19 protein-coding genes and 3 pseudogenes are annotated in these 19,957 nt (G+C 72.3%); 9 read left to right on the forward strand and 13 right to left on the reverse strand.

All coding sequences use genetic code 11. From position 1 onward, the window contains the following. Window positions 1-63: 63 nt before the first annotated feature. From ACZ6BG_RS18325 to ACZ6BG_RS18340, 4 genes are all read right to left on the reverse strand, one after another. Complete coding sequence (locus tag ACZ6BG_RS18325; protein WP_469002305.1) at window positions 64-996, reverse strand: RICIN domain-containing protein; 933 nt, start codon at window positions 994-996, stop codon at window positions 64-66. A gap of 283 nt (window positions 997-1,279) precedes the next feature. Beyond that, a complete protein-coding gene (locus tag ACZ6BG_RS18330) occupies window positions 1,280-2,293 on the reverse strand; it encodes a glycoside hydrolase family 43 protein (protein WP_469002307.1) in 1,014 nt (337 codons plus the stop codon). Between the two features lie 173 nt (window positions 2,294-2,466). Next, entirely contained in the window at window positions 2,467-2,967 is a 501-nt protein-coding gene (locus tag ACZ6BG_RS18335) for a DinB family protein (protein WP_469002309.1), read from the reverse strand. A gap of 166 nt (window positions 2,968-3,133) precedes the next feature. Next, entirely contained in the window at window positions 3,134-3,760 is a 627-nt protein-coding gene (locus ACZ6BG_RS18340) for an SAM-dependent methyltransferase (protein WP_469002312.1), read from the reverse strand. Window positions 3,761-3,847: 87 nt separating this feature from the next. On the opposite strand from ACZ6BG_RS18340, the gene ACZ6BG_RS18345 reads away from it, so the two are divergent. The 3 genes from ACZ6BG_RS18345 to ACZ6BG_RS18355 all read left to right on the forward strand — a co-directional run bounded on the left by ACZ6BG_RS18345 (window position 3,848) and on the right by ACZ6BG_RS18355 (window position 5,863). Further along, complete coding sequence (locus ACZ6BG_RS18345) at window positions 3,848-4,453, forward strand: helix-turn-helix domain-containing protein (protein WP_469002314.1); 606 nt, start codon at window positions 3,848-3,850, stop codon at window positions 4,451-4,453. Between the two features lie 279 nt (window positions 4,454-4,732). Further along, window positions 4,733-5,065 (forward strand): hypothetical protein, encoded by a 333-nt coding sequence (locus ACZ6BG_RS18350; RefSeq protein WP_469002316.1) that lies wholly within the window; start codon window positions 4,733-4,735, stop codon window positions 5,063-5,065. Between the two features lie 48 nt (window positions 5,066-5,113). Then, a complete protein-coding gene (locus ACZ6BG_RS18355) occupies window positions 5,114-5,863 on the forward strand; it encodes a dienelactone hydrolase family protein (protein ID WP_469002318.1) in 750 nt (249 codons plus the stop codon). Between the two features lie 67 nt (window positions 5,864-5,930). On the opposite strand, the gene ACZ6BG_RS18360 is transcribed toward ACZ6BG_RS18355, so the two are convergent. From ACZ6BG_RS18360 to ACZ6BG_RS18370, 3 genes are all read right to left on the reverse strand, one after another. After that, window positions 5,931-6,953, reverse strand: a complete 1,023-nt coding sequence (locus tag ACZ6BG_RS18360) for a PHP domain-containing protein (protein WP_469002320.1) — start codon at window positions 6,951-6,953, stop codon at window positions 5,931-5,933. A 28-nt stretch (window positions 6,954-6,981) separates the two neighbouring features. Beyond that, window positions 6,982-8,385 (reverse strand): NADP-dependent succinic semialdehyde dehydrogenase, encoded by a 1,404-nt coding sequence (locus tag ACZ6BG_RS18365; protein ID WP_469002322.1) that lies wholly within the window; start codon window positions 8,383-8,385, stop codon window positions 6,982-6,984. 112 nt (window positions 8,386-8,497) lie between these two features. Further along, on the reverse strand, window positions 8,498-9,088 hold the full coding sequence (locus tag ACZ6BG_RS18370) for a TetR/AcrR family transcriptional regulator (protein WP_469002325.1): 591 nt from the start codon (window positions 9,086-9,088) through the stop codon (window positions 8,498-8,500). Between the two features lie 111 nt (window positions 9,089-9,199). Between ACZ6BG_RS18370 and ACZ6BG_RS18375 the strand changes: the two genes are divergently transcribed. Then, on the forward strand, window positions 9,200-9,628 hold the full coding sequence (locus tag ACZ6BG_RS18375) for a nuclear transport factor 2 family protein (RefSeq protein ID WP_469002327.1): 429 nt from the start codon (window positions 9,200-9,202) through the stop codon (window positions 9,626-9,628). A 61-nt stretch (window positions 9,629-9,689) separates the two neighbouring features. Here the strand turns inward: ACZ6BG_RS18375 and ACZ6BG_RS18380 are convergent, their stop codons facing one another. Continuing rightward, complete coding sequence (locus tag ACZ6BG_RS18380; protein ID WP_469002330.1) at window positions 9,690-9,953, reverse strand: hypothetical protein; 264 nt, start codon at window positions 9,951-9,953, stop codon at window positions 9,690-9,692. Between the two features lie 382 nt (window positions 9,954-10,335). Between ACZ6BG_RS18380 and ACZ6BG_RS18385 the strand changes: the two genes are divergently transcribed. Next, entirely contained in the window at window positions 10,336-10,638 is a 303-nt protein-coding gene (locus tag ACZ6BG_RS18385; RefSeq protein WP_468457747.1) for an NIPSNAP family protein, read from the forward strand. A gap of 56 nt (window positions 10,639-10,694) precedes the next feature. Here the strand turns inward: ACZ6BG_RS18385 and ACZ6BG_RS18390 are convergent, their stop codons facing one another. The 3 genes from ACZ6BG_RS18390 to ACZ6BG_RS18400 all read right to left on the reverse strand — a co-directional run bounded on the left by ACZ6BG_RS18390 (window position 10,695) and on the right by ACZ6BG_RS18400 (window position 15,087). After that, entirely contained in the window at window positions 10,695-11,894 is a 1,200-nt protein-coding gene (locus ACZ6BG_RS18390) for a serine hydrolase domain-containing protein (RefSeq protein ID WP_469002332.1), read from the reverse strand. Between the two features lie 279 nt (window positions 11,895-12,173). Further along, the gene (locus ACZ6BG_RS18395; RefSeq protein WP_469002334.1) at window positions 12,174-13,646 is read right to left on the reverse strand and encodes an FG-GAP-like repeat-containing protein; all 1,473 of its coding nucleotides are present in this window, start codon (window positions 13,644-13,646) and stop codon (window positions 12,174-12,176) included. A 265-nt stretch (window positions 13,647-13,911) separates the two neighbouring features. Further along, window positions 13,912-15,087 carry a helix-turn-helix domain-containing protein gene (locus tag ACZ6BG_RS18400; RefSeq protein ID WP_469002336.1) on the reverse strand — a complete coding sequence of 392 codons (1,176 nt, stop codon included), beginning with the start codon at window positions 15,085-15,087 and terminating at the stop codon, window positions 13,912-13,914. 191 nt (window positions 15,088-15,278) lie between these two features. On the opposite strand from ACZ6BG_RS18400, the gene ACZ6BG_RS18405 reads away from it, so the two are divergent. The 3 genes and pseudogenes from ACZ6BG_RS18405 to ACZ6BG_RS18415 all read left to right on the forward strand — a co-directional run bounded on the left by ACZ6BG_RS18405 (window position 15,279) and on the right by ACZ6BG_RS18415 (window position 18,347). Continuing rightward, entirely contained in the window at window positions 15,279-15,755 is a 477-nt protein-coding gene (locus tag ACZ6BG_RS18405; RefSeq protein ID WP_469002338.1) for a hypothetical protein, read from the forward strand. A 152-nt stretch (window positions 15,756-15,907) separates the two neighbouring features. Next, entirely contained in the window at window positions 15,908-17,143 is a 1,236-nt protein-coding gene (locus ACZ6BG_RS18410; RefSeq protein ID WP_469002340.1) for a GNAT family N-acetyltransferase, read from the forward strand. A 143-nt stretch (window positions 17,144-17,286) separates the two neighbouring features. Further along, a pseudogene (locus tag ACZ6BG_RS18415) lies at window positions 17,287-18,347 on the forward strand (aldo/keto reductase). An 84-nt stretch (window positions 18,348-18,431) separates the two neighbouring features. On the opposite strand, the gene ACZ6BG_RS18420 reads toward ACZ6BG_RS18415, so the two are convergent. Both ACZ6BG_RS18420 and ACZ6BG_RS18425 read right to left on the reverse strand, forming a co-directional pair. Then, complete coding sequence (locus ACZ6BG_RS18420; protein ID WP_469002342.1) at window positions 18,432-18,839, reverse strand: rodlin; 408 nt, start codon at window positions 18,837-18,839, stop codon at window positions 18,432-18,434. A 220-nt stretch (window positions 18,840-19,059) separates the two neighbouring features. Then, window positions 19,060-19,251 (reverse strand): annotated as a pseudogene (locus ACZ6BG_RS18425) (Lrp/AsnC ligand binding domain-containing protein); the annotation flags it as partial. A gap of 1 nt (window position 19,252) precedes the next feature. Between ACZ6BG_RS18425 and ACZ6BG_RS18430 the strand changes: the two are divergent. Further along, window positions 19,253-19,831, forward strand: a pseudogene (locus ACZ6BG_RS18430) (SMP-30/gluconolactonase/LRE family protein); the annotation flags it as partial. Window positions 19,832-19,957 lie beyond the last annotated feature (126 nt).

The raw sequence follows: 19,957 nt of genomic DNA on the forward strand, positions 1-19,957 counted from the left end.
GTGCTCCGGCGCCGTCGCCCGCGGCCCGGCGCGAGCGGCGACGGCCGACGGCACGGCCACCGGTCACGCCCACTTCTGGTGCCGCGTGGACGCGCAGCGCAACGCCCGCAGACCCGGACGGCTGTGGTCGGCCAGGCACCTGCCCGTGACCGTGTTCCGCAGCCCCACCGCCTCGTCGGCGCCCGCGACGAACAGCCATCGCTGGGACGGCGCGGCGCCGCACGGCACCGTACGCAGCCCCTTCCCGCCGTCGTCGAGGCACTTCCCCGTGGCGTGGTTGCGGAGCTGGCGGCCGCCGTCGGCGGACCGGTTGACGGTCCACCACTGGTACGGCATCCCGTTGCACGCGTAGGAACGCAGGCCCTTGTCGAGGCTGTCGTCCAGGCAGTTGCCCGTGGCCCGGCTGACGAGAATCCGTGTCGCCTCGGGCGGCTTCGGCGCGTCGGCCGAGGCCTCCTCGGCCCGCACGCTCCCCTCCGCGACCGGGGCCTGCCCGGAGGAACCGGTGGGCGCGCCGGTACCGGTGGCGGGGCCCGAGGGCGCGGACGGGAGCGTCAGCACGGCGACGGCGACCCCGGCGAGCAGCCCGGCCACGGCGCCCGCCGTCGCGAACGCCCAGCGGCCGGTGAGGCGGGCCCGCACGGCGGCGATCCGGCCGGGAGCGGGCGGCGACGGAGCGTCAGGCCCGCGCGGAGGACCGGGCGGTGGTTCGGGTCGGCTCCGATCGGCCGCCTCCCACAGCGCCCGGAACTCGGTGGGGTCGCCGCCCAGAGCCCGGCACACGTCACGGACCACCGGCCAGGGCGGCACGGTGTCGCCCCGGAAGTAGCGGGAGAGCGACGAGTCGCTGATCCGTACCTGCTCCTCCAGGCTCCGTAACGTACGTCCCGAACGCTGCTGCAGCGCCCGCAGCGCCCCGCCCAACTGCCGTGCCGCGGCGGGGTGCTCGCGTCCTGTGTGGGCCGGGGGATGTTCGCGTCCGCCGTGGTCGGTCATCGAGAACAGCCCCCTGGATGGCCGGCGACGGCGTTCCGCCCCCGCTGTTTCCTGTCCTGGGACGGGCGCGTCCCAGCAGGTCGGGAATGTATTTATCCCGAGATGCCGGAAGCAAGCGGGATACGGTGGTGCGGGCCCGCCCACCCCCGCAAACTCAGGTCACCGGCCCGGCGATTCACCTCTGCGGGTGACCGCTCACCACTGCGGGTGACCGCGCCGGTCGACGGCCGCGGCGGGCGGACCGCACCGGCGCATGCCGTCAGACCGCACGGACAGGGAGTGCTCACGGCACTTCGATGCCTCCCACGACCGGTCGGCCGCCCTCGAAGCGCAGCCCGGCGACGTACATCGCCCGCTGCGTGTAGTCGGCGTTCCAGCCGTGGAAGACGATGCGGTCACGGCCGTCCCGCCCGGTCACCACGTCCTGGCCGCCGGGCCCTCGGACGGCGCCCGCGAAGCCGCCCGTCGTCATGAGCGGGCCGGACGACTTCACGTACGGGCCGGTCAGTTTCTCCGCCACCGCGTACGCGGTCAGGTACTGGTCGCCGCGGTAGAAGTGCGCCGAGTAGAACAGCACATGGCGGCCGCCGCGCCGCACGAGCGTGGGTGCCTCCACGAGCGGGCCCTCCCAGTCCTGGTCCCGCTTGACCAGCGGAACCGGCTCCCCGGTGACGCGGGTGCCGTCCCACGAAGTGGGCTGGAGGTACAGCCAGGTGTCGAGGCCGCAGCAGTTGCCGTCGTTCTTCCACAGCACGTACCGCTGCCCGCCCTCGGTGTGACTGGAGGCGTCGATCGCCCCGCCCTGTGCCGCGGGACAGATCAGCGGCCCGTCGCCGACCGGCCGGAACGGCCCGTCCGGCGAGTCGGACAGCGCGACCCCGACGCACTGTTTGTCGCTCGCGCGGTCCCGCGCGGTGTAGTGCATCGTGTAGCCGCCGCCGTTGTCGTACACCTCCGGAGCCCACACCAGATCGCGCTTGGGCAGCGCCCAGGCGCCGAGCACCGGCAGCACGTCGCCGCTGTCGGCCTTCCAGTGCGTGAGGTCGGTGGACGTGGCGTGCTGAATGTTCTGCGTGGCGCCATGGGTGGCGTACGCATGGTAGGTGCGACCCGCCTTGAGGATGTCCGGGTCGGCGAAGTCCTGGTCGAGGACGGGGGCGACGGCAGGGGCCGCGGAGGGCGGGGGAGCGGGGACCGCGGCAGGGGCAGGCCCCTGACCGAGGGTCAGGGGGAGGGCCAGGGCGGCGAACAGGAGCAGGGTCCGTCCGACCGGACGCCTGCGGGGATGAGCGCGCATCGTGCTGTGTTCTCGTCTCTCGTCTCGCGGGACCGACAAGGTCACCCGGCCAACGTGCGAGACGGCCCGCCGATACGGGCAGGGCCCGCCCCCGTTCCTCGGGGAGCCGCGCGAGGGCCCCGGCCTCGTCGGCGCACCGTGCGCCGGGACCAGGCCCCGCGTCTGAGAGGGAGTCAGCGACCGGTGGCGCCGTCGATCAGTTCACGGAGGATGTCCGCGTGGCCCGCGTGGCGGCCGGTCTCCTCGATCATGTGGGTGAGGGCCCAACGGACGCTGGGGGCGGGCTTTCCCGGCTGTGGGCGGGGGACCGGTGCGCTGAGGTCGACGCATGCGTTCAGCACCGCGTCGGCGCGTGCGACCGCCTCCCGGTAGCGGGCGACGACGTCGGCCACGCTGTCCGTCGGCGCGGCGCGGAACGTCGCCTGCCAGTCGCTGACCTGGTCCCCGAGGAAGATCGCGCGCTCGACGGACGTGAGGTGCTGGAGCAGGCCCAGCAGGTTGGTGCCCGACGGCACCGCGGCCGTACGGACCTGCGGTTCGGGAGCGCCGTCGACCTTCGCGGCCACCGAGGCCCGCAGATAGTCGAGGAAGCCGCGCAGGACGTCGGCCTCGCTGCTGCCGGGACGGGGCGGAGGGGTGTCGCTGCGGCGGGCGCGGTGGGAGGTGGTGGGCATGGCGGGGTCCTTTGGGAGAGCGAGGGCCGGTCGGCTTGGGGGGGCGTCGGCGCCGGGTCGGTCGGCGCGGCGACGCCGGGGCAGGCGGTGGGGCGGATGGGCAGGACACGTGGCGGCGCCACGTCAGACCGTGCGGCGGATGAGCAGGACGTGTGGCAGCGCCAAATCACACCGTGCGGCGGATGAGCAGGACGTGGTCGGTGACCTCGGCGGTGCGCCCGTCCGGTCCGGTCGCGGTCCTGCGGGGCGCGTCGGCCCGCTCGACCCTCCACGTCGCCGGGTCCAGGTCCATCCCCGCGGCGACTTCCTGCGGGGGCGCGTAGTGCGTGTCGGGATCCTGGTTCCACGACCACGGCGCGGCCGAGCCGTGGTCGACGACCAGCAGCCGCCCGCCCGGGCGCAGCGCGTGCGCGGCCGTCCGCAGGGCCGCCGCCCGGTCCAGGGCGAAGGGGGTCTGGAGGTAGTGGGCGGAGACCAGGTCGTACGTGCCCGGCGGGAAGGACTCCTGCAGGTCGTGCCGCGCGGTGACGACCCGGTTGCCGAGGCCCCGCGCGCGGGCCAGGCCGGCGAGCCGCTCGACCGCCACGGCCGAGATGTCGACGGCGGTGACCCGCCACCCCTGGCGGGCGAGCCACAGCGCGTCGCCGCCGTCGCCGCAGCCCAGGTCCAGCACATCACCGGGCGGAATGCCCGGGACGATCTCGGCGAGCCGCTGGTTCGGCCGCGGGTCGGTGGTCGGCTGTCGGCTCCCGTAGACGTCTTCCCAGAATGTGACCGCTTCGTTGGTGCTCATCGAGGCTCCTCGTGTCGGAATGCGCCCAGTGTCGGCAGGCTCCGCGGGACCTGGCACGCAATCTTGCGGTTCCGGCAAGATGGTCTGGTGGACCGTGGAACGGAAGACGTACTCGATGCGGTGGGACCGCGGCTGCGGGCGCTGCGGCGCGAGCGCGGCATCACGCTCGCCGACCTGGCGGCGGCGACGGGAGCGTCGGAGAGCACCCTGTCCCGGCTGGAGAGCGGGCAGCGCCGGGCGAGCCTGGAGTTGCTGCTGCCGCTGGCCCGGATCTACGACGTGCCGCTGGACGACCTCGTCGGCGCCCCGCGCACGGGCGACCCGCGGATCCACCTGAAGCCGATCCAGCGCTTCGGGATGGTCTTCCTCCCGCTGTCCCGACGCCCGGGCGGAGTGCACGCCTTCAAAATGATCATCCCCGCCCGACCGGAACCCCTCGAACCCACCCCGCAGACCCACGAGGGCCACGAATGGCTGTACGTGCTCAGCGGCCGCCTGCGCCTGCTGCTCGGCGAGCGTGACCTGACGCTGCCGCCCGGCGAGGCGGCCGAGTTCGACACGGCCATGCCGCACTGGCTGGGCAGCGCGGACGGCGGCGCGGTCGAACTGCTCGTCCTGTTCGGCCTGCAAGGGGTACGGGCGCATGTCCGCCCCGGTCCCCAGCGGGCGTCGGACGGCGCGGCCGAGGGGTGAGCCCGGTGTGCTCGACCGGCGGGATCCCGGTAGGTCAGGCGCGGGCCCGTGGGGGTGTGCTCGTCGTCGTAGCGGCGGCGGTCGGCTCCGATTTCCGCGCGGTGGGCAGCGGCCCAGTCGCCCAGCGCCGTGGCGGCGGCCAGCAGGGTCGAGCCGAGCTTGGTCAAGGTGTACTCGACGCGGGGCGGAACGCAGCATGGACGGTGCGGGTCACCAGACCGTCGCGTTCGAGCTGCCTCAGCGTCAGGCCGTAGCCGCCGTGCGCACGTACTGCCGGGGATGCACGCCCGAGGCGCCGGCACGCTGCTGCTGACCACTGGTGTCTCGGCCACGATCCCGGCCCCCTTCCTGGCCGACGTCGGCATGGCCATGGCCGGTCTGCGGAACTGGGCGCACGCTCGGCACGCCGAACTCGCCCCGCAAGGAGTCCACGTCGGCACGGTGACCATCGCGTTCGGCATCGTCGCCGGGGATGGTGAGACCGACCCCGACGACGCCATCGGGACCCGGTACCGCACCCGGTACGAGGAGCGGGACCGCGCTGAGGAAGGCAGCGGTGACCCGGCGGCCTTCCAGGCCCTCGTGGGCGCGGGCGGCCCGCGTGGTGCGTGACCCTTCCTGGTGGCGGTCGAGTTGATCACCGCTGCTAGGTTCGTGACCATGCCCACGAAGACACTGCGGATTCCCACCCCGGACGGACAGGCCGACGCCTTCGCCGCGTTCCCCGACGACGGCGATCGGCACCCGGGCGTGCTGTTGTACATGGACGCGTTCGGCCTGCGGCCCGTCCTGGAGGACATGGCCCGCGAACTGGCCCGGCACGGCTACTACGTGCTCGTCCCCAACGTCTACTACCGGCACGGCCCGACACCGGTCGTCGAACTCCCCGAGCACATCGGCGAAGAGGACCGTCCCGGGCTCTTCGCCCAGCTGATACCCCTGGTCGAGGCGCACACCACCGAACGGGTCCTGCGGGACGCGGACGCCTACCTCGCGTTCCTCGCCGATCAGCCCGAGGTGAGCCCGGGGCCGGTAGGCGCGCTCGGCTACTGCCTGGGCGCCGTCCTGGCGATGCGCACCGCGACGGCCCACCCCGGCCGGGTGGCCGCCGTCGCCGGATTCCACCCCGGAGCCCTGGTCACCGACGCGCCCGACAGCCCGCACCGCCGCATCCCCGAGCTCACCGCCGAAGTCCACATCGGCCTCGCCGAGGGCGACATGACGCCCGAGGCCATGAGCGAGCTCAACCAGGCCCTGGACACCGCGGGTGTCGGCTACACCACCGAGATCTACCCCGACACCGTCCACGGCTTCACCATGGCCGACACCGCGGCCTTCAACCCCTCCGCCCTCCAGCACCACTGGGACCGGTTGCTCCCGCTCCTCGGCCGTACCCTGGCCACCGGCTGAGCCTCCGGCCGCTCTTCGACAACACCGGCAACAACACCGGCGCCCCGCTCTTCGACGCTGCCGAGGTTCATTCCGGCGCGGCCCCGCCCGTCCACGCCAGCAGCTCGTCGACACCCCACGCCGTGACCACGCGCTCGGCCGGCACCTCGCACTCCTCGGCCCGCGCGCACCCGATGATCTGCCAGTCGAGCTGGCCGGGAGCATGGGCGTCGGTGTCGATGGCGAACAGGGTGCCCGCGGCGACCGCCCGGCGCAGGAGCCGCCTCGGCGGGTCCTTGCGCTCGGGCCTGCTGTTGATCTCCACGGCCGTCCCGGCCTCGGCGCAGGCGGCGAACACCGCGTCGGCGTCGAAGGTCGACTCCGGTCGGCCCCGCTCGCCGAGGAGGCGGCCGGTGCAGTGGCCGAGGACGTCGGCGTGCGGGTTGCGTACGGCCTTCAGCATGCGGCGGGTCATCGCGGGCGCGTCCATGCGGAGCTTGGAGTGGACGGAGACGACCACGACGTCGAGCCGGGCGAGGAGTTCGGGCTCCTGGTCGAGCGTGCCGTCCGGCAGGATGTCGCACTCGATGCCGGTGAGCAGCCGGAACGGCGCCCACTTCGCGTTGAGTTCGGCCACGACGCGCAGTTGCTCGCGCAGCCGGTCCGGGGAGAGTCCACGCGCGATCGTCAGGCGCGGCGAGTGGTCGGTGAGCACGGCCCACTGGTGGCCGAGTGCGGCGGCGGTCCGGCCCATCTCCTCGATGCCGCTGCCGCCGTCGGACCAGTCGGAGTGCAGATGGCAGTCGCCGCGGAGCAGGGAACGCAGCCGCGTGCCGCCGTCGGACACCAGCGGCTTCCGGGACGCCTCCTCCAAGTCGGCCAGGTACGCGGGCACTTCGCCGCGCAGCGCCTCCCGTACCACCTGACCCGTCTTCGGGCCGACGCCCTTCAGCGCCTCAAGGGTCCCCGTCCGTACCCGTTCGGCCAGCTCGTCCGGCGAGAGGGCGGCGACGGCGGCCGCGGCGGTGCGGAAGGCCCGCACCCGGTAGGTGGGGGACTGGGCGCGTTCGAGGAGGAAGGCGATCCGGCTCAGCGCCTCGACGGGCTCCATGCGTGCCACCTCCCGACCGCCGCGCGCCTCAGGCGCCGAACCACACCGTGGTGGCGTTGCAGAACTCCTTGATGCCGTGGCCGGACAGCTCACGGCCGTACCCGGAACGCCTGACGCCACCGAACGGGAACGCCGGGTGCGAAGCGGTCATGCCGTTGAAGAACACACCGCCCGCCTGCAGGTCACGTACGAAACGCTCCTGCTCGGCCGGGTCGTCGGTCCACGCGTTGGAACTCAGCCCGAAGGACGTGTCGTTGGCGACGGAGACCGCCTCGTCCAGGTCCGCGACCCGGTAGACGGTGGCCACGGGCCCGAAGGTCTCCTCGCGGTGGATGCGCATCTCAGGGGTGATGCCGGACAGGACCGTCGGCTCGTAGAAGAAGCCCTCGCTCAGCCGCTGGTCGAGCCCCTTGGGCCGCTGTCCGCCGCAGTGCGTGACGGCGCCCCGGCGCACGGCGTCCTCGACCAGCTCCTCCAGGTCGGCCCGGCCCTGCGCGCCGGACAGCGGGCCCACGTCGGTGCCCTCGGCCATCGGGTCGCCGACGGTCAGCTCCCGCATGCCCGCGCTGAACCGCTCGAGGAAGGCGTCGTACACCTCGGTGTGCACGATGAACCGCTTGGCGGCGATGCACGACTGACCCGCGTTCTGCACCCGCGCCGTGACGGCGGTGCGCGCGGCGGCCGCCACGTCGGCCGACGGCATCACGACGAACGGATCGCTGCCGCCCAGCTCCAGGACGGTCTTCTTGATCTCGTCCCCGGCGACGGCGGCGACCGCCCGCCCCGCGCCCTCACTGCCGGTGAGCGTGGCGGCGGCGACGCGCGGATCGCGCAGGACGCCCTCGACGGCACCGGAGCCGATGAGCAGCGTCTGGAAGCACCCCTCGTCGAAGCCCGCGCGGCGGAAGAGGTCCGCCAGGTACAGGGCGGTCTGCGGCACGTTCGAGGCGTGCTTGAGCAGCCCGACGTTGCCCGCCATCAGGGCGGGCGCGGCGAACCGCACCACCTGCCAGAGCGGGAAGTTCCACGGCATCACGGCGAGGACGACACCGACCGGCCGGTACCGCACGAACACCTTGCCCGCGCCGGAGTCGCGCACGTCCCCGTCGTCGGGGTGCTCGTCGGCCAGCAGCCCCTCGGCGTGGTCGGCGTACCAGCGCATGGCCTTGGCGCACTTCCCGGCCTCCGCGCGGGCGGCCGCCAGCGGCTTGCCCATCTCCGTGGTGATGGTGCGTGCGACGGCGTCCGCGTCCTCGTCGAGGAGGTCGGCGGCCCGGTGCAGGAGGGCGGCGCGGTCGGCGAAGGGAGTGGTGCGATAGCGCTCGAAGGTCGCCGCCGCCCGGGCGAGGCGCTCCTCGACCTCCTCGGCCCCCAGCGGTTCGAAGGTCCGCTCGGTCTCACCGGTCGCCGGATTCACCGTTGCGATGGGCATGCGCCTGCCCTCCTGGTAGGTCTCAGCCGATGCTTCGACCTTGTCGCGTCGGGCGTGCGGGCGCAACGCGGAGGGTGCCGTGCGCTCGGGCGGCGGGGGTCGGGGCGCGGTGTCAGGATTCCCCGGGGGCGTCCGGTGCGAGGAGGCGCGGCAGCCCGGAGTGGAGGGCGGCCGTGGCGTCGGCGGCGGGCATACGGCCGGTTCGGATCTCCTCTCCCGTGGCGTGGCTCAGTGCGATCACGGCCGCCACCTGCCAGGAGAGTGCGGGGCGCGGGTCGAACTCCCCACTGTCACGGCCGCGTCGCAGGACGCGCGCGATGCGGTCCGCGATCGGCCGGTGGCGGGCCCGGTCCTCCTCGGGCGGTGCCGGGCGGGCTCCGAGCCGGACGAGTGCCGGGTACGTCTCGGCGGCGCGCCAGGCCGCGTCGAGCAGCCGAAGGAGCGCGTCGGGTGCCGGACCCTCGTCGGCGCCCGCGGCGTCCATCGCCTCCGCCACCCGCTCCGTCACGCGGTCGACGACTGCTGTGAGCAGGTCGTCCCGCGAGGAGAAGTGGGCGTAGACGGTCTGCCGGGTGACTCCGGCCGCCGTCGCGACGGCGGCCATGCCCGCGTCGGGGCGCTCGCCGAGGAGCTGGACGGCCGCGTCGAGGACGGCGGTACGGCTGCGTTCGGCGTCGGCGCGACGTCGTGGAGGAAGGCTCAACTCTTACACCTTGTCAAAGTTGTCGGCTGCTCCATATCTTACAGGCTGTAAGAGTTAGTGGGGCGGTGTCGCGCGGACCGCTCCGCTTCGCCGCGCCTGGAGGGGAGCGCCATGAAGCCGCTGGCCCAGAGCACGCCCGAGCAGTTCATCGCAGACTTCTTCGCCACGTTCCACGAGCAGGTCGTCCGGGGCGACCACGACCCGGCCCCGGCGATGGCCCGCTTCTACGCGCCCGACATCGTGATGGTCAGCGACGGCATCCGGCTCGACTGGGACAAGCTCCTCGCCCATATCCGCCCCGTACGCAAGAACCTGGCCGCGGACGACGAGGCCCGATTCGAGGTGCACGAGGCCATCGCGGACGGCGACCGGATCGCGGCACGCCTCACGATCCACGCGGCGACACGCAGGAAACGGGTCGCGACGGAGGTCATGGCGTTCTACACCTTCACGCCGGACGGCCGGATGACCGAGTCCCACGGCTTCACCCGGATCGTCGCCGAGGAGCCGACGGCTCCGCGGTCGGAGCCGCAGGAGTAGTGGGGGCGCCCGCGGTCGGGGGAACCGGCCGCGGGCGCTTGGCGCTGTCCGTGCGTGGGCGTCAGACGCGGTAGATGTACAGCGCGTACTGGTTGGGCGCGGTCTGGGAGCAGGTGTAGTTGGACGCTCCGGCGTTCTGGACCGCCCACTGGCCCGCGTGGTGGCAACTGGCCAGATCCGCGTACGTACCCCAGGGGATCCACGCGGTCGGGCCGAGGGTCGCGGCCGAGACCGTATCGGCCTGGGCCGCCGGAGCGGCCATCACTCCGGCACCGGCGATGGCCGCGGCGGCGGCCGCGGTGGCGAACAGCTTGCGCAGGGGCATGACGGTGAGTCCTCCCTCTTCGGCAGGGCCATCGAGGTCCGCGCCCCGATGGCTGAAGGAAGACTGGTCCAGACCTGCGGGCAGGGGCAACGAGAAGCGCATATTCCGTAGTGAATTGACTGATAGCTGGATATCGAGGCTGATAATGCGCGCATCGCGTGAAGGCGTACGTGATGCCTCGCGTCGGACAGGGGCTGTGGCCACTACGGCGGGCCGCCGTCGGCGTGCGATTCCGGTCAGGTCTGGACCATCCCACACCGGGGCGGTGTCCGGGAGGGCCGCGACCGATGCGTTCCGCCGCACCGAGCCGTCCGCACACCGAGTCGCCCGCGTACCGATTCCCGCTGTGCCCCGCGCGATCGCTCGGGCATCATGTCGTCGCATGATCAGCATTCACCTGAAGTACGAGATCGACCCCGAGCGCATAGCGGACTTCGAGGAGTACGGCCGCCGCTGGGTCGTCCTCGTGAACCGGTTCGGCGGCACGCACCACGGCTACTTCCTGCCCAGCGAAGGCGACAGCGACATCGCGTACGCGCTGTTCTCCTTCCCGAGCTTCGCCGCGTACGAGCAGTACCGCACGGACAGCGCGAGCGACCCCGAGTGCCAGGAGGCCATTGAGCTGGCGCGGCGCACCGGGTGCATCCGCCGCTACGAGCGGCGCTTCCTGAGGCCGTTGGACTAGGGCGTTCGGTCGGGCGACCGGCGGGTGGCGTCCCCCGGAACCTGACGCCCTCGCCTTCATCCGCTGACGTGGGCCGAGGAGGCGGGAGCACTTGCCGACGGGGTGGGGCAGAAGATGGTCTCCACGGCTTTGCCCACGTCGAGCTCCACGGCGCTGGGCTTGACGCTCAGAGTGAACGACACCGCGAACTGGCGGCGGCCGTCCGCCGAGTAGAAGGTCATGGCGACGGAGCCGGGTGCCAACCCGCCCGTGATGGAGAAGTCGTCGCCGCAACGGCGGTGGCTTTCGCCCTGGGGTTGTGGGGAATCGGACGGCCGGTCGGTCAGGATGCGCTGGAGTTCCGGCGGCAGCAGTTTGCCCTGAGTGAACGCCCGGTTGAAGGCGCTCACGTCGTGCGCGGTGGAGACCACCCCTCCGGCCCCCGCGCCGGTGAGGCTGGCGTTGAACCGGTCCACGTCGCGCAGCCTGCCGTCGGCGTCGGGGTAGTAGCCGTGGCCGTGCGGCCCCTTGATGCCCTCCGGCGGCTTGACCCTGAGGTAGGTCCTGGTCATCTCGAGCGGGCCGAACAGGCGCGTGTGCAGCTCGGTGGCCAGGTCATGGCCGGTCAACCTCTCGATGATCAGGCCCAGGAGGGTGTAGTTGGTGTTGGAGTAGAACCACTTCTCGCCCGGCTCCCCGGTCCGGGGCCGATCACGGCTCCACTTCACCAGATCCAGCGGCCGATAGGGGGTCGTGAAGTCGAAGACGTCGAACGAAGGGTCTCCCTCGCTCCCGTCCGGGTTCGGCTTCCCGGCCCACCAGTCGGGAATGCCGGAGGTGTGCCGGAGCATCTGACGTACCGTGATCTCGTCGGCCCGCGTCACCAGGTCCTTCTCCACCACCACCGGCAGCAGGTCGCCGAGCTTGTCGTCCACACCCAACTCGCCCTCCTCGACCAGCTGGAGCACCACGGTGGCCACCATCTGCTTGGTCTGTGACCAGATCGGGAAGCGGGCGTTCGCGGGCATCCTCCCGCCCCGGCCCCCCAGTAACCGGGAGCCCGCGCTGCCCAGCCCGACGGCTCTCCCGTCGACGTAGGCCCCGCCGACGACCCCCACGACCCCAGGAATCCTTGCCAGCTCCTCCATCGCCTTCTGTACGTTCCCGACCTGAGGCGGGGCGGCGGTGGCAGGCCCGGTATGGGCCGTCATCAGCATGGCGACACCGGCGGCCAAACCGGCGCTCCTCAGCGGTAGACGACCATTCCCAGATGGCATGACACGCTCCTCTTCGTGACCACTTTCCGGAGCCGGGGCATCACGTCCTCGGCACGGACCGCTGTGGTCCGTGCCCCCATGGAACGCGGGAGACTGTTGCGGTGGGGTGTGCGCTTTTCGATACGCGCGCGATATGCCCGATCCTCGACATCCCCCGTATTCCTGGCCGAGGTCTCCGGCACGCTGCCTGAAGGGTGCTGTGGGCTCGTCCCCCCCACGCCGGGCGGGTAACGGGTCCGCCCAGCGTGGGAGTCGGCGTGGGGGCGCGTGGTGGGTGCCTCAGCCCGCGAGCATGGTGCCGAACGCGGAGTACTTCGTGGACAGGCCGAGCTGCCCCGGCCCGAATCCCGTCGAGGCCGTCGTGGAGTAGGGGACGGAGCCCCGTGCGCCCGGCAGGTGCCAGAGCGCGCCCGACTCGGCGTTCGCCTGGGACGAGGCGATCGTGAGGTCGGCGCGGCCGTCTCCGTTCACGTCGGTGGCGAGCAGCGCCTCGCCGAAGGTGTTGTCGGCCTCCCGCGCACCGGGCACGCCCGCGCTGTCCTGGTGTACGGCCGTCGCGCCCGCCGTCGTCAGGCCGGACGCCGAACCGCGCAGGTAGACCACGGAACCCGCGCCGTAGAGATAGGGGTCCTCGCCGTACGTCTTGCCGGGCACGCCGACCGCCAGGTCCGCGCGGCGGTCGCCGTCGAAGTCACCGATCGCGACGGCCGAGCCGAAGCCGTCCCCGGTCGCCGACGCGCCGGGCACCCCCGCGCTGGACTGCGTGAGGGTCTTACGACGGGTCTTGCTCGGCCCCGACTTCGTCCCGTAGACGACGCTGATCTCTCCGCCCTTGGAGCCGGACGGCTCGACGTCCGGCTCGTCGGGGTTGCCGAGGACGATGTCCCCATAGCCGTCCCCGTTGAGGTCGCCGACGGCAGCCGTCGTGCCCGCGCGCAGCTTGGCGCCCTCGGCCAGGCCGGACGCGGTGCCCTTGTAGAAGACGGCGGCGCCCAGGACGTCCTTGCCGGTCTGGAGGCCGGTGACGATCAGGTCGGCCTTCTTGTCGCCGTTGACGTGCCCTGCGGTGAGTCCGGGCCTCTCCAGCGGAGCCTGGTAGGTGGTGACCTTGCCGGTGCGGCCCTGCTTGGTGAACGGGCCCCGGATCAGGCGGATCCGGTACGCGTTGCGGCCCGTGTCGCTCTGGGCGGCCACGGCCAGGTCCGGCTTGCCGTCGCCGGTGAAGTCGGCGGCGGCCAGACCGATGCCGAAGTAACTCCCCGACAGCGTCTGGGGGTTCTTCACCGTCGTCGCACCCGACAGGCCCTTGCGGGAGCCCCATACGACCACCAGCGCCCCGGCGTCCTCCTTCCGACCCACCTTCTCCTTGGGCGCGGACGCGACGAGGTCGCTGTAGCCGTCACCGTTGAGGTCCGCCACGGCGAGCTGGCTCCCGAACTCGTCGTTCTTCTCCGCCGCACCCGGGACTCCGGGAGAGTCCTGGCTGATGACGGTCCGCCGCGCCGTCGAGGCCAGGCCCTGGCCGGTGCCGTACGTGACGACGACCTGACCGGCCCACTTCTTGCCGCCGACGGTGGCAGCCGGGGCGGCGACGGCGACGTCCCGGTAGCCGTCGCCGTCGAAGTCGCCGCTCAGCCGGGAGGGGGCCGGGGCGGCCGTCGCCGCCGCGGGGACGGCGAGGAGCCCGGCCGTCAGAGTGGCGGTCACCGCTGTGGCGGCCGCCAGACGTACGGGGGTGATGCGCGAGGTCATGCGGGGGGTCTCTCCTGGGGTGAGCATATTGGCCTGGACCTATGGAGGACTGGCAGGCGCAGATGGAGGTTGTACCCCGGGCCGAGGGACATGCGTCACATCGGTACGCAACGGACGCGGTCCCTCAGACCCGACCGAGTGGAGACGTCGACCTCGGCGACAACCCCTCGGCTCCGGCATCAGCGGCCAGGAGCGGCGCGGACCGGCCGGGGCCGCAGCCCAGGCCGGCTCCCTGAGGCCTTCACCCGCCGCGGCTCACGAAGACTCAGCCGTTCTGCGCCCCCTCCCGCTCCCACTTCGAGGCGCCCCACCAGCGGTACGAGGGGCGTCCCTCCTTGCTGCTGGTGCGGAACGGCTTGCCCTGGTCGTCGATGCGCAGCGTGCTGTGCCGGTTGCCGCTGGACCACTCCAGTTCCAAGTACCAGCGCACGTCGTGCAGTTCGGTGCTCGCCTTGATGCGGAACACCTCGGGGTCGTTCTCGCTGACCTTGTACGGGAAGTCGCGCTGGCCCGCCCTGGTCGTGACGCGTGGCGCCGCGTCGTCGAGGTCGACGGCGAAGGACTTGGTGGGCGCCTTGCCGCCGCAGCCCGACCCCATCTGGAAGTTGTTCCAGTCCAGCGGCGCGCCCGTGCTCTGCACCCGGACGTTCATGTCCTGCAGGACGACCGTTTCCTTGCCCATGCCCTGCACGGTGACCTCGATGTACTGGTCACCGGCCGTGACAGCGCCGAGGTCACCCACCCAGCCCGGCGCGTCCTGCTCGACGGGCGGCCGGGGCACCTCGGCCGGCTTCCGGTTCACCAGGAAGCTGTGCACGCAGTCGTCCTCGTACACGTACGGCTTGGTGTGGGCTGTCAGCGGTGCAGTGGAGTCCTCGCCGCGCGTGCCGTCGGCGGCGGGGCCCTTGCCGTTGGGGTTGTCCTTGCCGTTGTTCTCGCCGGACCGGTCGGGCAGAGAGGCGCCCGGGTCCCGCGGGGCGGTGGGGCCGGCGCTCCGCTTGTGCTGGTCGCCGTCGTCGCCGCCGTTCATGGCGAGGGCGACGGAGCCGATGCCGAGGACCGCGGCGACGGAGGCCGCCAGGATGAGGGTCCGGGGCCTGCGGGCGAGGGAGAGCGGCGATGCGGCGGGCACGGGGCGTATGCCTGAGACGGGTTCGGGCTCCGGCTCGGGTGCCGAGGCGCCGGAAGCGGGTTGCTCCGTCTTCCGTCCCCGATCCGCGTCCGCCAGGATCCACCGCCGATGGACCTCCACCAGCTCCTCAGACGTCGCCCCGCAGAGGCGGGCGAACCGTTCCACCGGCCCGAAGTCGGTGGGCACCGCGTCCCCGTTGCAGTACCGGTGCAACGTGGACGTACTCATGTGAAGTCGCTTGGCCAGCACCCCATAGCTGAGCCCGGACCGCTCCTTGAACTCCCGAAGCAGCTCCGCGAGCGACGCCATTTCCACCTGCCTCCTTCCAGTCCTGTGCTCCAGATCGGCAGCAGGTTTCCGGGACCGAGACGCAAAGCGGATCAACAGCGGTTCCGCTTGCGAGCAGTTCCTCACTACAACCGGTCTGCTGTGCGCGACGGCCCACGGGGGCACCCCAGTCGGTCGTAGAGTCACAGCAGTTGACGGGAAGGGCGCATCGCATGATCCATGACCTGGGCGAACTCAGCCGTGTGGGCCGGGCGCTGAACGAGGCTCTGGAGCTGTTCGAGGGCGAGCGGAGACGGCTGGAGGAACTGCACGGCCCCGCACCGTACGGGGAAAGCTCCGCGGGCAGCCCCATGCAGACCATGCACGGGATCGGTGAACTCTCCCGCGGTGTGCAGGACGCGCTCAAGTACCTCGCCCTGGGCGCCGGATACATCGCGTTCGGCCTGGACAAGCGGGCCGACCACGCGGTGTCGATGGCCCGCCGGAAGCCGGTGGGCGTTCCCTCCGGGGTGGACCGCATGAAGCGCCCGCTCGGTGAGGGCACCGTGCGGGGCCTCGAGATGATCCGAGATCTCGACGACTTCTTCACCGACGACATCGGGCTCGCGGTGGACGTGGCCCTCTCCGCCCCGGAGGCCACGTACCCGCCGAGCGACTGGTCGGTGTACCACCGGGAACGCCCGTCCTGACGGAACGGGACCGGACCTGACTGCTGCGGCCGGGCGGGCAGCGTTCACGCCCGCCCGGCCGTAATTCGATTGACCCGGCCCCGGGGCGACGTTGCACTGATGCGCGACACCACGAGTCGTGGTGCGTGTATCCCCGGAAGGCAGCCGCAGCCATGGACATCCGTCCCACGACCGACCAGGACTTCGACGTCTTCGTCGACACCATGCTCGCCGCGTTCGGGAGGTTTCCGGAGACCCCGACCGACGGCGGCGGGGTCTGGTGGGCGGCGCTCGAAATGGACCGTGGCCTGTTCGCCGTGGCGGCGGACGGGCGCCCCGTAGGCACCGCCGCCGCATACTCCTTCGAACTCACCCTGCCCGGTGAGATCATCGCCCCGACCGCCGGGGTCACCGGCGTCGGCGTCCTGCCCTCGCACCGGCGTCAGGGCGTGCTCAGCGCGATGATGCGGCATCAGCTCACCGAGCTGCGGGCCCGGGGCGAGTTCCTCTCCGTGCTCCTCGCGTCCGAGGCCGTGATCTACCGCAGGTTCGGGTACGGACCGGCGACCTACACGCAGCGCCTGACGGTGCCGCGCCACAAGGCCGCTCTCGCCCACCCCCGGGTGCACGGAGCGGCCGACGCCCCGGCGACCGGCACGGACCCCGGCTCGGTCGAGGTGCTGCGGCGTACCGAGTGCGGCGAGATCCTCGAAGAGGTCTACGACCGGTACCGTCGCGCACAGCCCGGCGCCCTGTCCCGGCCGCACCGCTGGTGGGCCCTGGGCGCGGGGCAGCCTCCGGTCTCCCCGGCGCCGCGTTACGTCGCCGTCCACCGCGACGCCGACGGCGTACCGGACGGCTACGCCAGCTACGCGCTCGGCGACCCCGACACCACCCTGACGGTCGACGAGACCATCGCCGTCGACGACACCGCCGCCACGGCCCTGGCCCGGTTCGTCCTCGGACACGACCTGATCACCCAGGTCGTGTTCAAGCGCTGCCCTCCCGGGCATCCGGTGCGCTGGCAGCTCGCGGACTTCCGGGCCGGCCAGGTGACCGCCGACACCGACGGACTCTGGGTCCGGCTCCTGGACGTCCCGCGCGCGCTCACCGCCCGCGGCTGGTTCGTGGACGGCGAGCTGGTCCTCGACGTCGACGACCCCTTCCTCGGCGAGCGGAGCCGCTACTTGCTGACCGTCCAGGACGGCAAGGCCGACTGCGTCCCGACGGACCGGGAGCCCGACCTGTCCCTGGACGTGAGCGACCTGGCCTCGGTCTACCTCGGCGGCACCGCCCCGAGCACGCTCGTGCGAGCCGGACACATCCGCGCCCACCGCCCGGGCGCGGCCACCCTCGCGGACGCCCTCTTCCGCGGCGACCGCGCCCCGTACTGCCTGCACTGGTTCTGACGGCGCACGCGACGACCCCGTATCCGCCCCGCCGCCACGCGGCGAGGGTAGGACCGGCGGTCCCAGGAACTTCTCTCCCTCACCCCCGGCCCGCGGCCGTCACAGGCTTGTTCCCGGCAACGGATCAAGCACAGGGGGACACGATGCCGCTCACCCTCGACACCTACCGGCTCCTCGGCCGCTCCGGGCTGCGGGTCTCACCGCTGGCGCTGGGCGCGGCGACCTTCTACACCGAGTGGGGCCGGGGCGCCGGGCAGGACGAGGTCCGCAAGCTTTTCGACCTCTACGTCGAGCGCGGCGGCAACATCATCGACACCGCGACACCTACACCGAGGGCAGCTCCGAGCGTCTGCTGGGCGAATTCGCCCAGGGCCGCCGCGAGAGCCTGGTGCTCGCGACGAAGCACTCGACGCTGCGCCGGCCAGGCGACCCCAACTCCGGGGGCAGCCACCGCAAGAACCTGTTCGCGTCGGTGGAGACCAGTCTGCGACGGCTGCGGACGGACTACATCGATCTGCTCTACCTGCACCTGTGGGACGCCACGACACCGGTCGAGGAGATCCTGCGCGGCATGGACGACCTGGTCCGCCAGGGCAAGGTCCTGTACGTCGCGATCTCCAACGCCCCGGCCTGGCAGGTGGCGCGCATGCAGACGGTCGCCGACCTGCGCGGCTGGTCGCCGCTGGTCGCGCTGCAGATCGAGTACAGCCTGATCGAGCGGGCCGGGGAACGCGACCTGATCCCCATGGCGCGCGAGCTGGGGCTCGGAGTGGCCCCGTGGTCACCGCTGGCCGGTGGGGTGCTGACCGGCAAGTACAGTCGCGAGGACCTGACCGCGAGGGACGCCGCCGCCGACGGCACCCGCAAGAGCGTCATCATCGCGGGCGGCGCGCTCAGCGAACGCAACCTCGCGATCGTGCACGTCGTGAAGGAGGTCGCCGCCGAGCTGGGCCGGACGCCCGCGCAGGTCGGCCTTGCCTGGACCCTGCAGAACCCGGCCGTGACGGCCCCGGTCGTCGGCGCCCGCACGCCCGCCCAACTGGAGGACAACCTCGGCGCCCTGGAGGTCGACTTCACCGCCGCCCAACTGGCCCGCCTCGACGAGGCCGGCGCGATCGAACTGGGCTTCCCGCACACCACGCTCGCGAGCGACTTCGTCCGGACGCTGCTTCACGGCGACATGAGGGTCGAAAGCCGCCGCTGATACCCGGCCGGACCCCGAGCCGCACCTCCGCGGCCCCGGGCAACGTCCTGCGGGCCGCGCGACGCGGCCCGCAGGACGTTCGGTTCAGTGGTTGTTCGCGCCGTTGCCGGAGATGGCGGAGATGTCCTCGAGGATGTGCGACCCGGGTTCGTCGCCCTTGCCCTGCGTGGAGTTCTCGGCGCACTGCTGGTTCTGCGGGGCCGAGAGGACCGGGATGTCCTGGACGGCGACCGGGACGAGGAGGCCGACGATGGAGCCCACGTTCGCCTTGACGGGCACGCCCAGGCAGAGCTTGTTCAACGAGCCCTGGATCGCGGCCCCCTGCGCACTCAGGTTCCCCTTGGTGACGTTGTTGCCGAAGGCCTGCTCGGCGCCGTTGCCGCTGAGGCTGGAGGTGCCCTCGTCGTCGCCGATGGCGGCGGCGCTCCCCGTGGCCCCGGTGAGGGCGAGGGCGGCGACGCTGAGAGCGTAGGGGAGGTTACGGATTTGCATGTCACTCCAGTGCAGAGCTTTGGTCAGGGAGACATGAATCAATACATCCTCCGATGCCCCGCGTTGGGGGATATTCGCCCATTGGCAGAGTGTCGGCGTAGCGAGGCTGACGGAAGTCACCCCATGTGATGAGGCCGAATGGCTGACGGCGCCCGGAGGCGGGCGTCGCACGTCGGGCCGCCGGCGCATGGGTCAGTCCTGATCGGCGGCCGCGGCCAGGGGGCGACACCGGTCGCTCGAAGAACGTCTCAAGGGCCACCGTCGCCTGCGTGCCGCTGACCCCGTCGATGGCGTACAACCGCCGCAGCACGTCCTGCAGTTGCTGCGTGGTCGCGGTCCTGACCTTCACGAGCGCGGACGCGCTGCTCGCGATGACGTGCGCCTCCAGGACCTCGGGCAGCGCGGCGAAACTCGCCACGGTGAAGTCCGACGGCTCCATCTGGTTCTCCGACCCGGACTTCGGCATCACCAGTGACTACGAGGGGTACCGCGCGCGGAGCGAGATCGGCGCCAACAACGTCTACCGGGTCGACCTCGGCACGGGCGAAGTGCGGCTGGTCGCCGACTGCTTCGGCGCCCCGAACGGCCTGGTGTTCTCGGCGGACGAGCGGCGTCTGTTCGTCTCCGACGCGCGGGCGGGCTTCATCCGGGTCTTCGGTGTACGCGACGACGGCACCCTGTCGGACGGCGAGGTCTTCGCCACGGCCGCCGCGCGCGAGGCCGCCCGCTTCGACAACCTCCGCTTCGACGACTCCGGCCGCCTGTGGGCCGCCGCCATGGGCGACGGCGTGCACTGCTACGCCCCCGACGGCACGCTGATCGGGCGGCTGAACGTCCCCGAGGCGGTCGCCAACATCTCCTGGGGCGGCGTCAAGCGCAACCGCCTCTTCGTCGCGGCGCAGACCAGCCTCTACTCGGTGGTCATGGGCGTCACCGGCACTCACCCCACCGGGCCGGGCCGCCGCTCATGGCTCGACGCGGAGCCCCGGTGACCCGCTGCGTCAGCCAGGTCCCAGACCTGTGCGACGCCGTCCCGGTGCACGCTGAGGGCTCGCCGTAGCTCCTCCCGCGCAGCAGCTTCCCCGGTCTCCAAGTCCCGCAGCGCGGCCGCCTGTTCG

The sequence above is a fragment of the Streptomyces sp. NPDC041205 genome, from assembly GCF_055591765.1.

Coding starts and splice junctions, on each gene's coding strand:
- ACZ6BG_RS18325 (WP_469002305.1), bottom strand. CDS start 996: ATGACCGACCACGGCGGACGCGAACATCCCCCGGCCCACACAGGACGC.
- ACZ6BG_RS18330 (WP_469002307.1), bottom strand. CDS start 2,293: ATGCGCGCTCATCCCCGCAGGCGTCCGGTCGGACGGACCCTGCTCCTG.
- ACZ6BG_RS18335 (WP_469002309.1), bottom strand. CDS start 2,967: ATGCCCACCACCTCCCACCGCGCCCGCCGCAGCGACACCCCTCCGCCC.
- ACZ6BG_RS18340 (WP_469002312.1), bottom strand. CDS start 3,760: ATGAGCACCAACGAAGCGGTCACATTCTGGGAAGACGTCTACGGGAGC.
- ACZ6BG_RS18350 (WP_469002316.1), top strand. CDS start 4,733: ATGCACGCCCGAGGCGCCGGCACGCTGCTGCTGACCACTGGTGTCTCG.
- ACZ6BG_RS18355 (WP_469002318.1), top strand. CDS start 5,114: ATGCCCACGAAGACACTGCGGATTCCCACCCCGGACGGACAGGCCGAC.
- ACZ6BG_RS18360 (WP_469002320.1), bottom strand. CDS start 6,953: ATGGAGCCCGTCGAGGCGCTGAGCCGGATCGCCTTCCTCCTCGAACGC.
- ACZ6BG_RS18365 (WP_469002322.1), bottom strand. CDS start 8,385: ATGCCCATCGCAACGGTGAATCCGGCGACCGGTGAGACCGAGCGGACC.
- ACZ6BG_RS18375 (WP_469002327.1), top strand. CDS start 9,200: ATGAAGCCGCTGGCCCAGAGCACGCCCGAGCAGTTCATCGCAGACTTC.
- ACZ6BG_RS18380 (WP_469002330.1), bottom strand. CDS start 9,953: ATGCCCCTGCGCAAGCTGTTCGCCACCGCGGCCGCCGCCGCGGCCATC.
- ACZ6BG_RS18385 (WP_468457747.1), top strand. CDS start 10,336: ATGATCAGCATTCACCTGAAGTACGAGATCGACCCCGAGCGCATAGCG.
- ACZ6BG_RS18390 (WP_469002332.1), bottom strand. CDS start 11,894: ATGCCATCTGGGAATGGTCGTCTACCGCTGAGGAGCGCCGGTTTGGCC.
- ACZ6BG_RS18395 (WP_469002334.1), bottom strand. CDS start 13,646: ATGACCTCGCGCATCACCCCCGTACGTCTGGCGGCCGCCACAGCGGTG.
- ACZ6BG_RS18400 (WP_469002336.1), bottom strand. CDS start 15,087: ATGGCGTCGCTCGCGGAGCTGCTTCGGGAGTTCAAGGAGCGGTCCGGG.
- ACZ6BG_RS18405 (WP_469002338.1), top strand. CDS start 15,279: ATGATCCATGACCTGGGCGAACTCAGCCGTGTGGGCCGGGCGCTGAAC.
- ACZ6BG_RS18410 (WP_469002340.1), top strand. CDS start 15,908: ATGGACATCCGTCCCACGACCGACCAGGACTTCGACGTCTTCGTCGAC.
- ACZ6BG_RS18420 (WP_469002342.1), bottom strand. CDS start 18,839: ATGCAAATCCGTAACCTCCCCTACGCTCTCAGCGTCGCCGCCCTCGCC.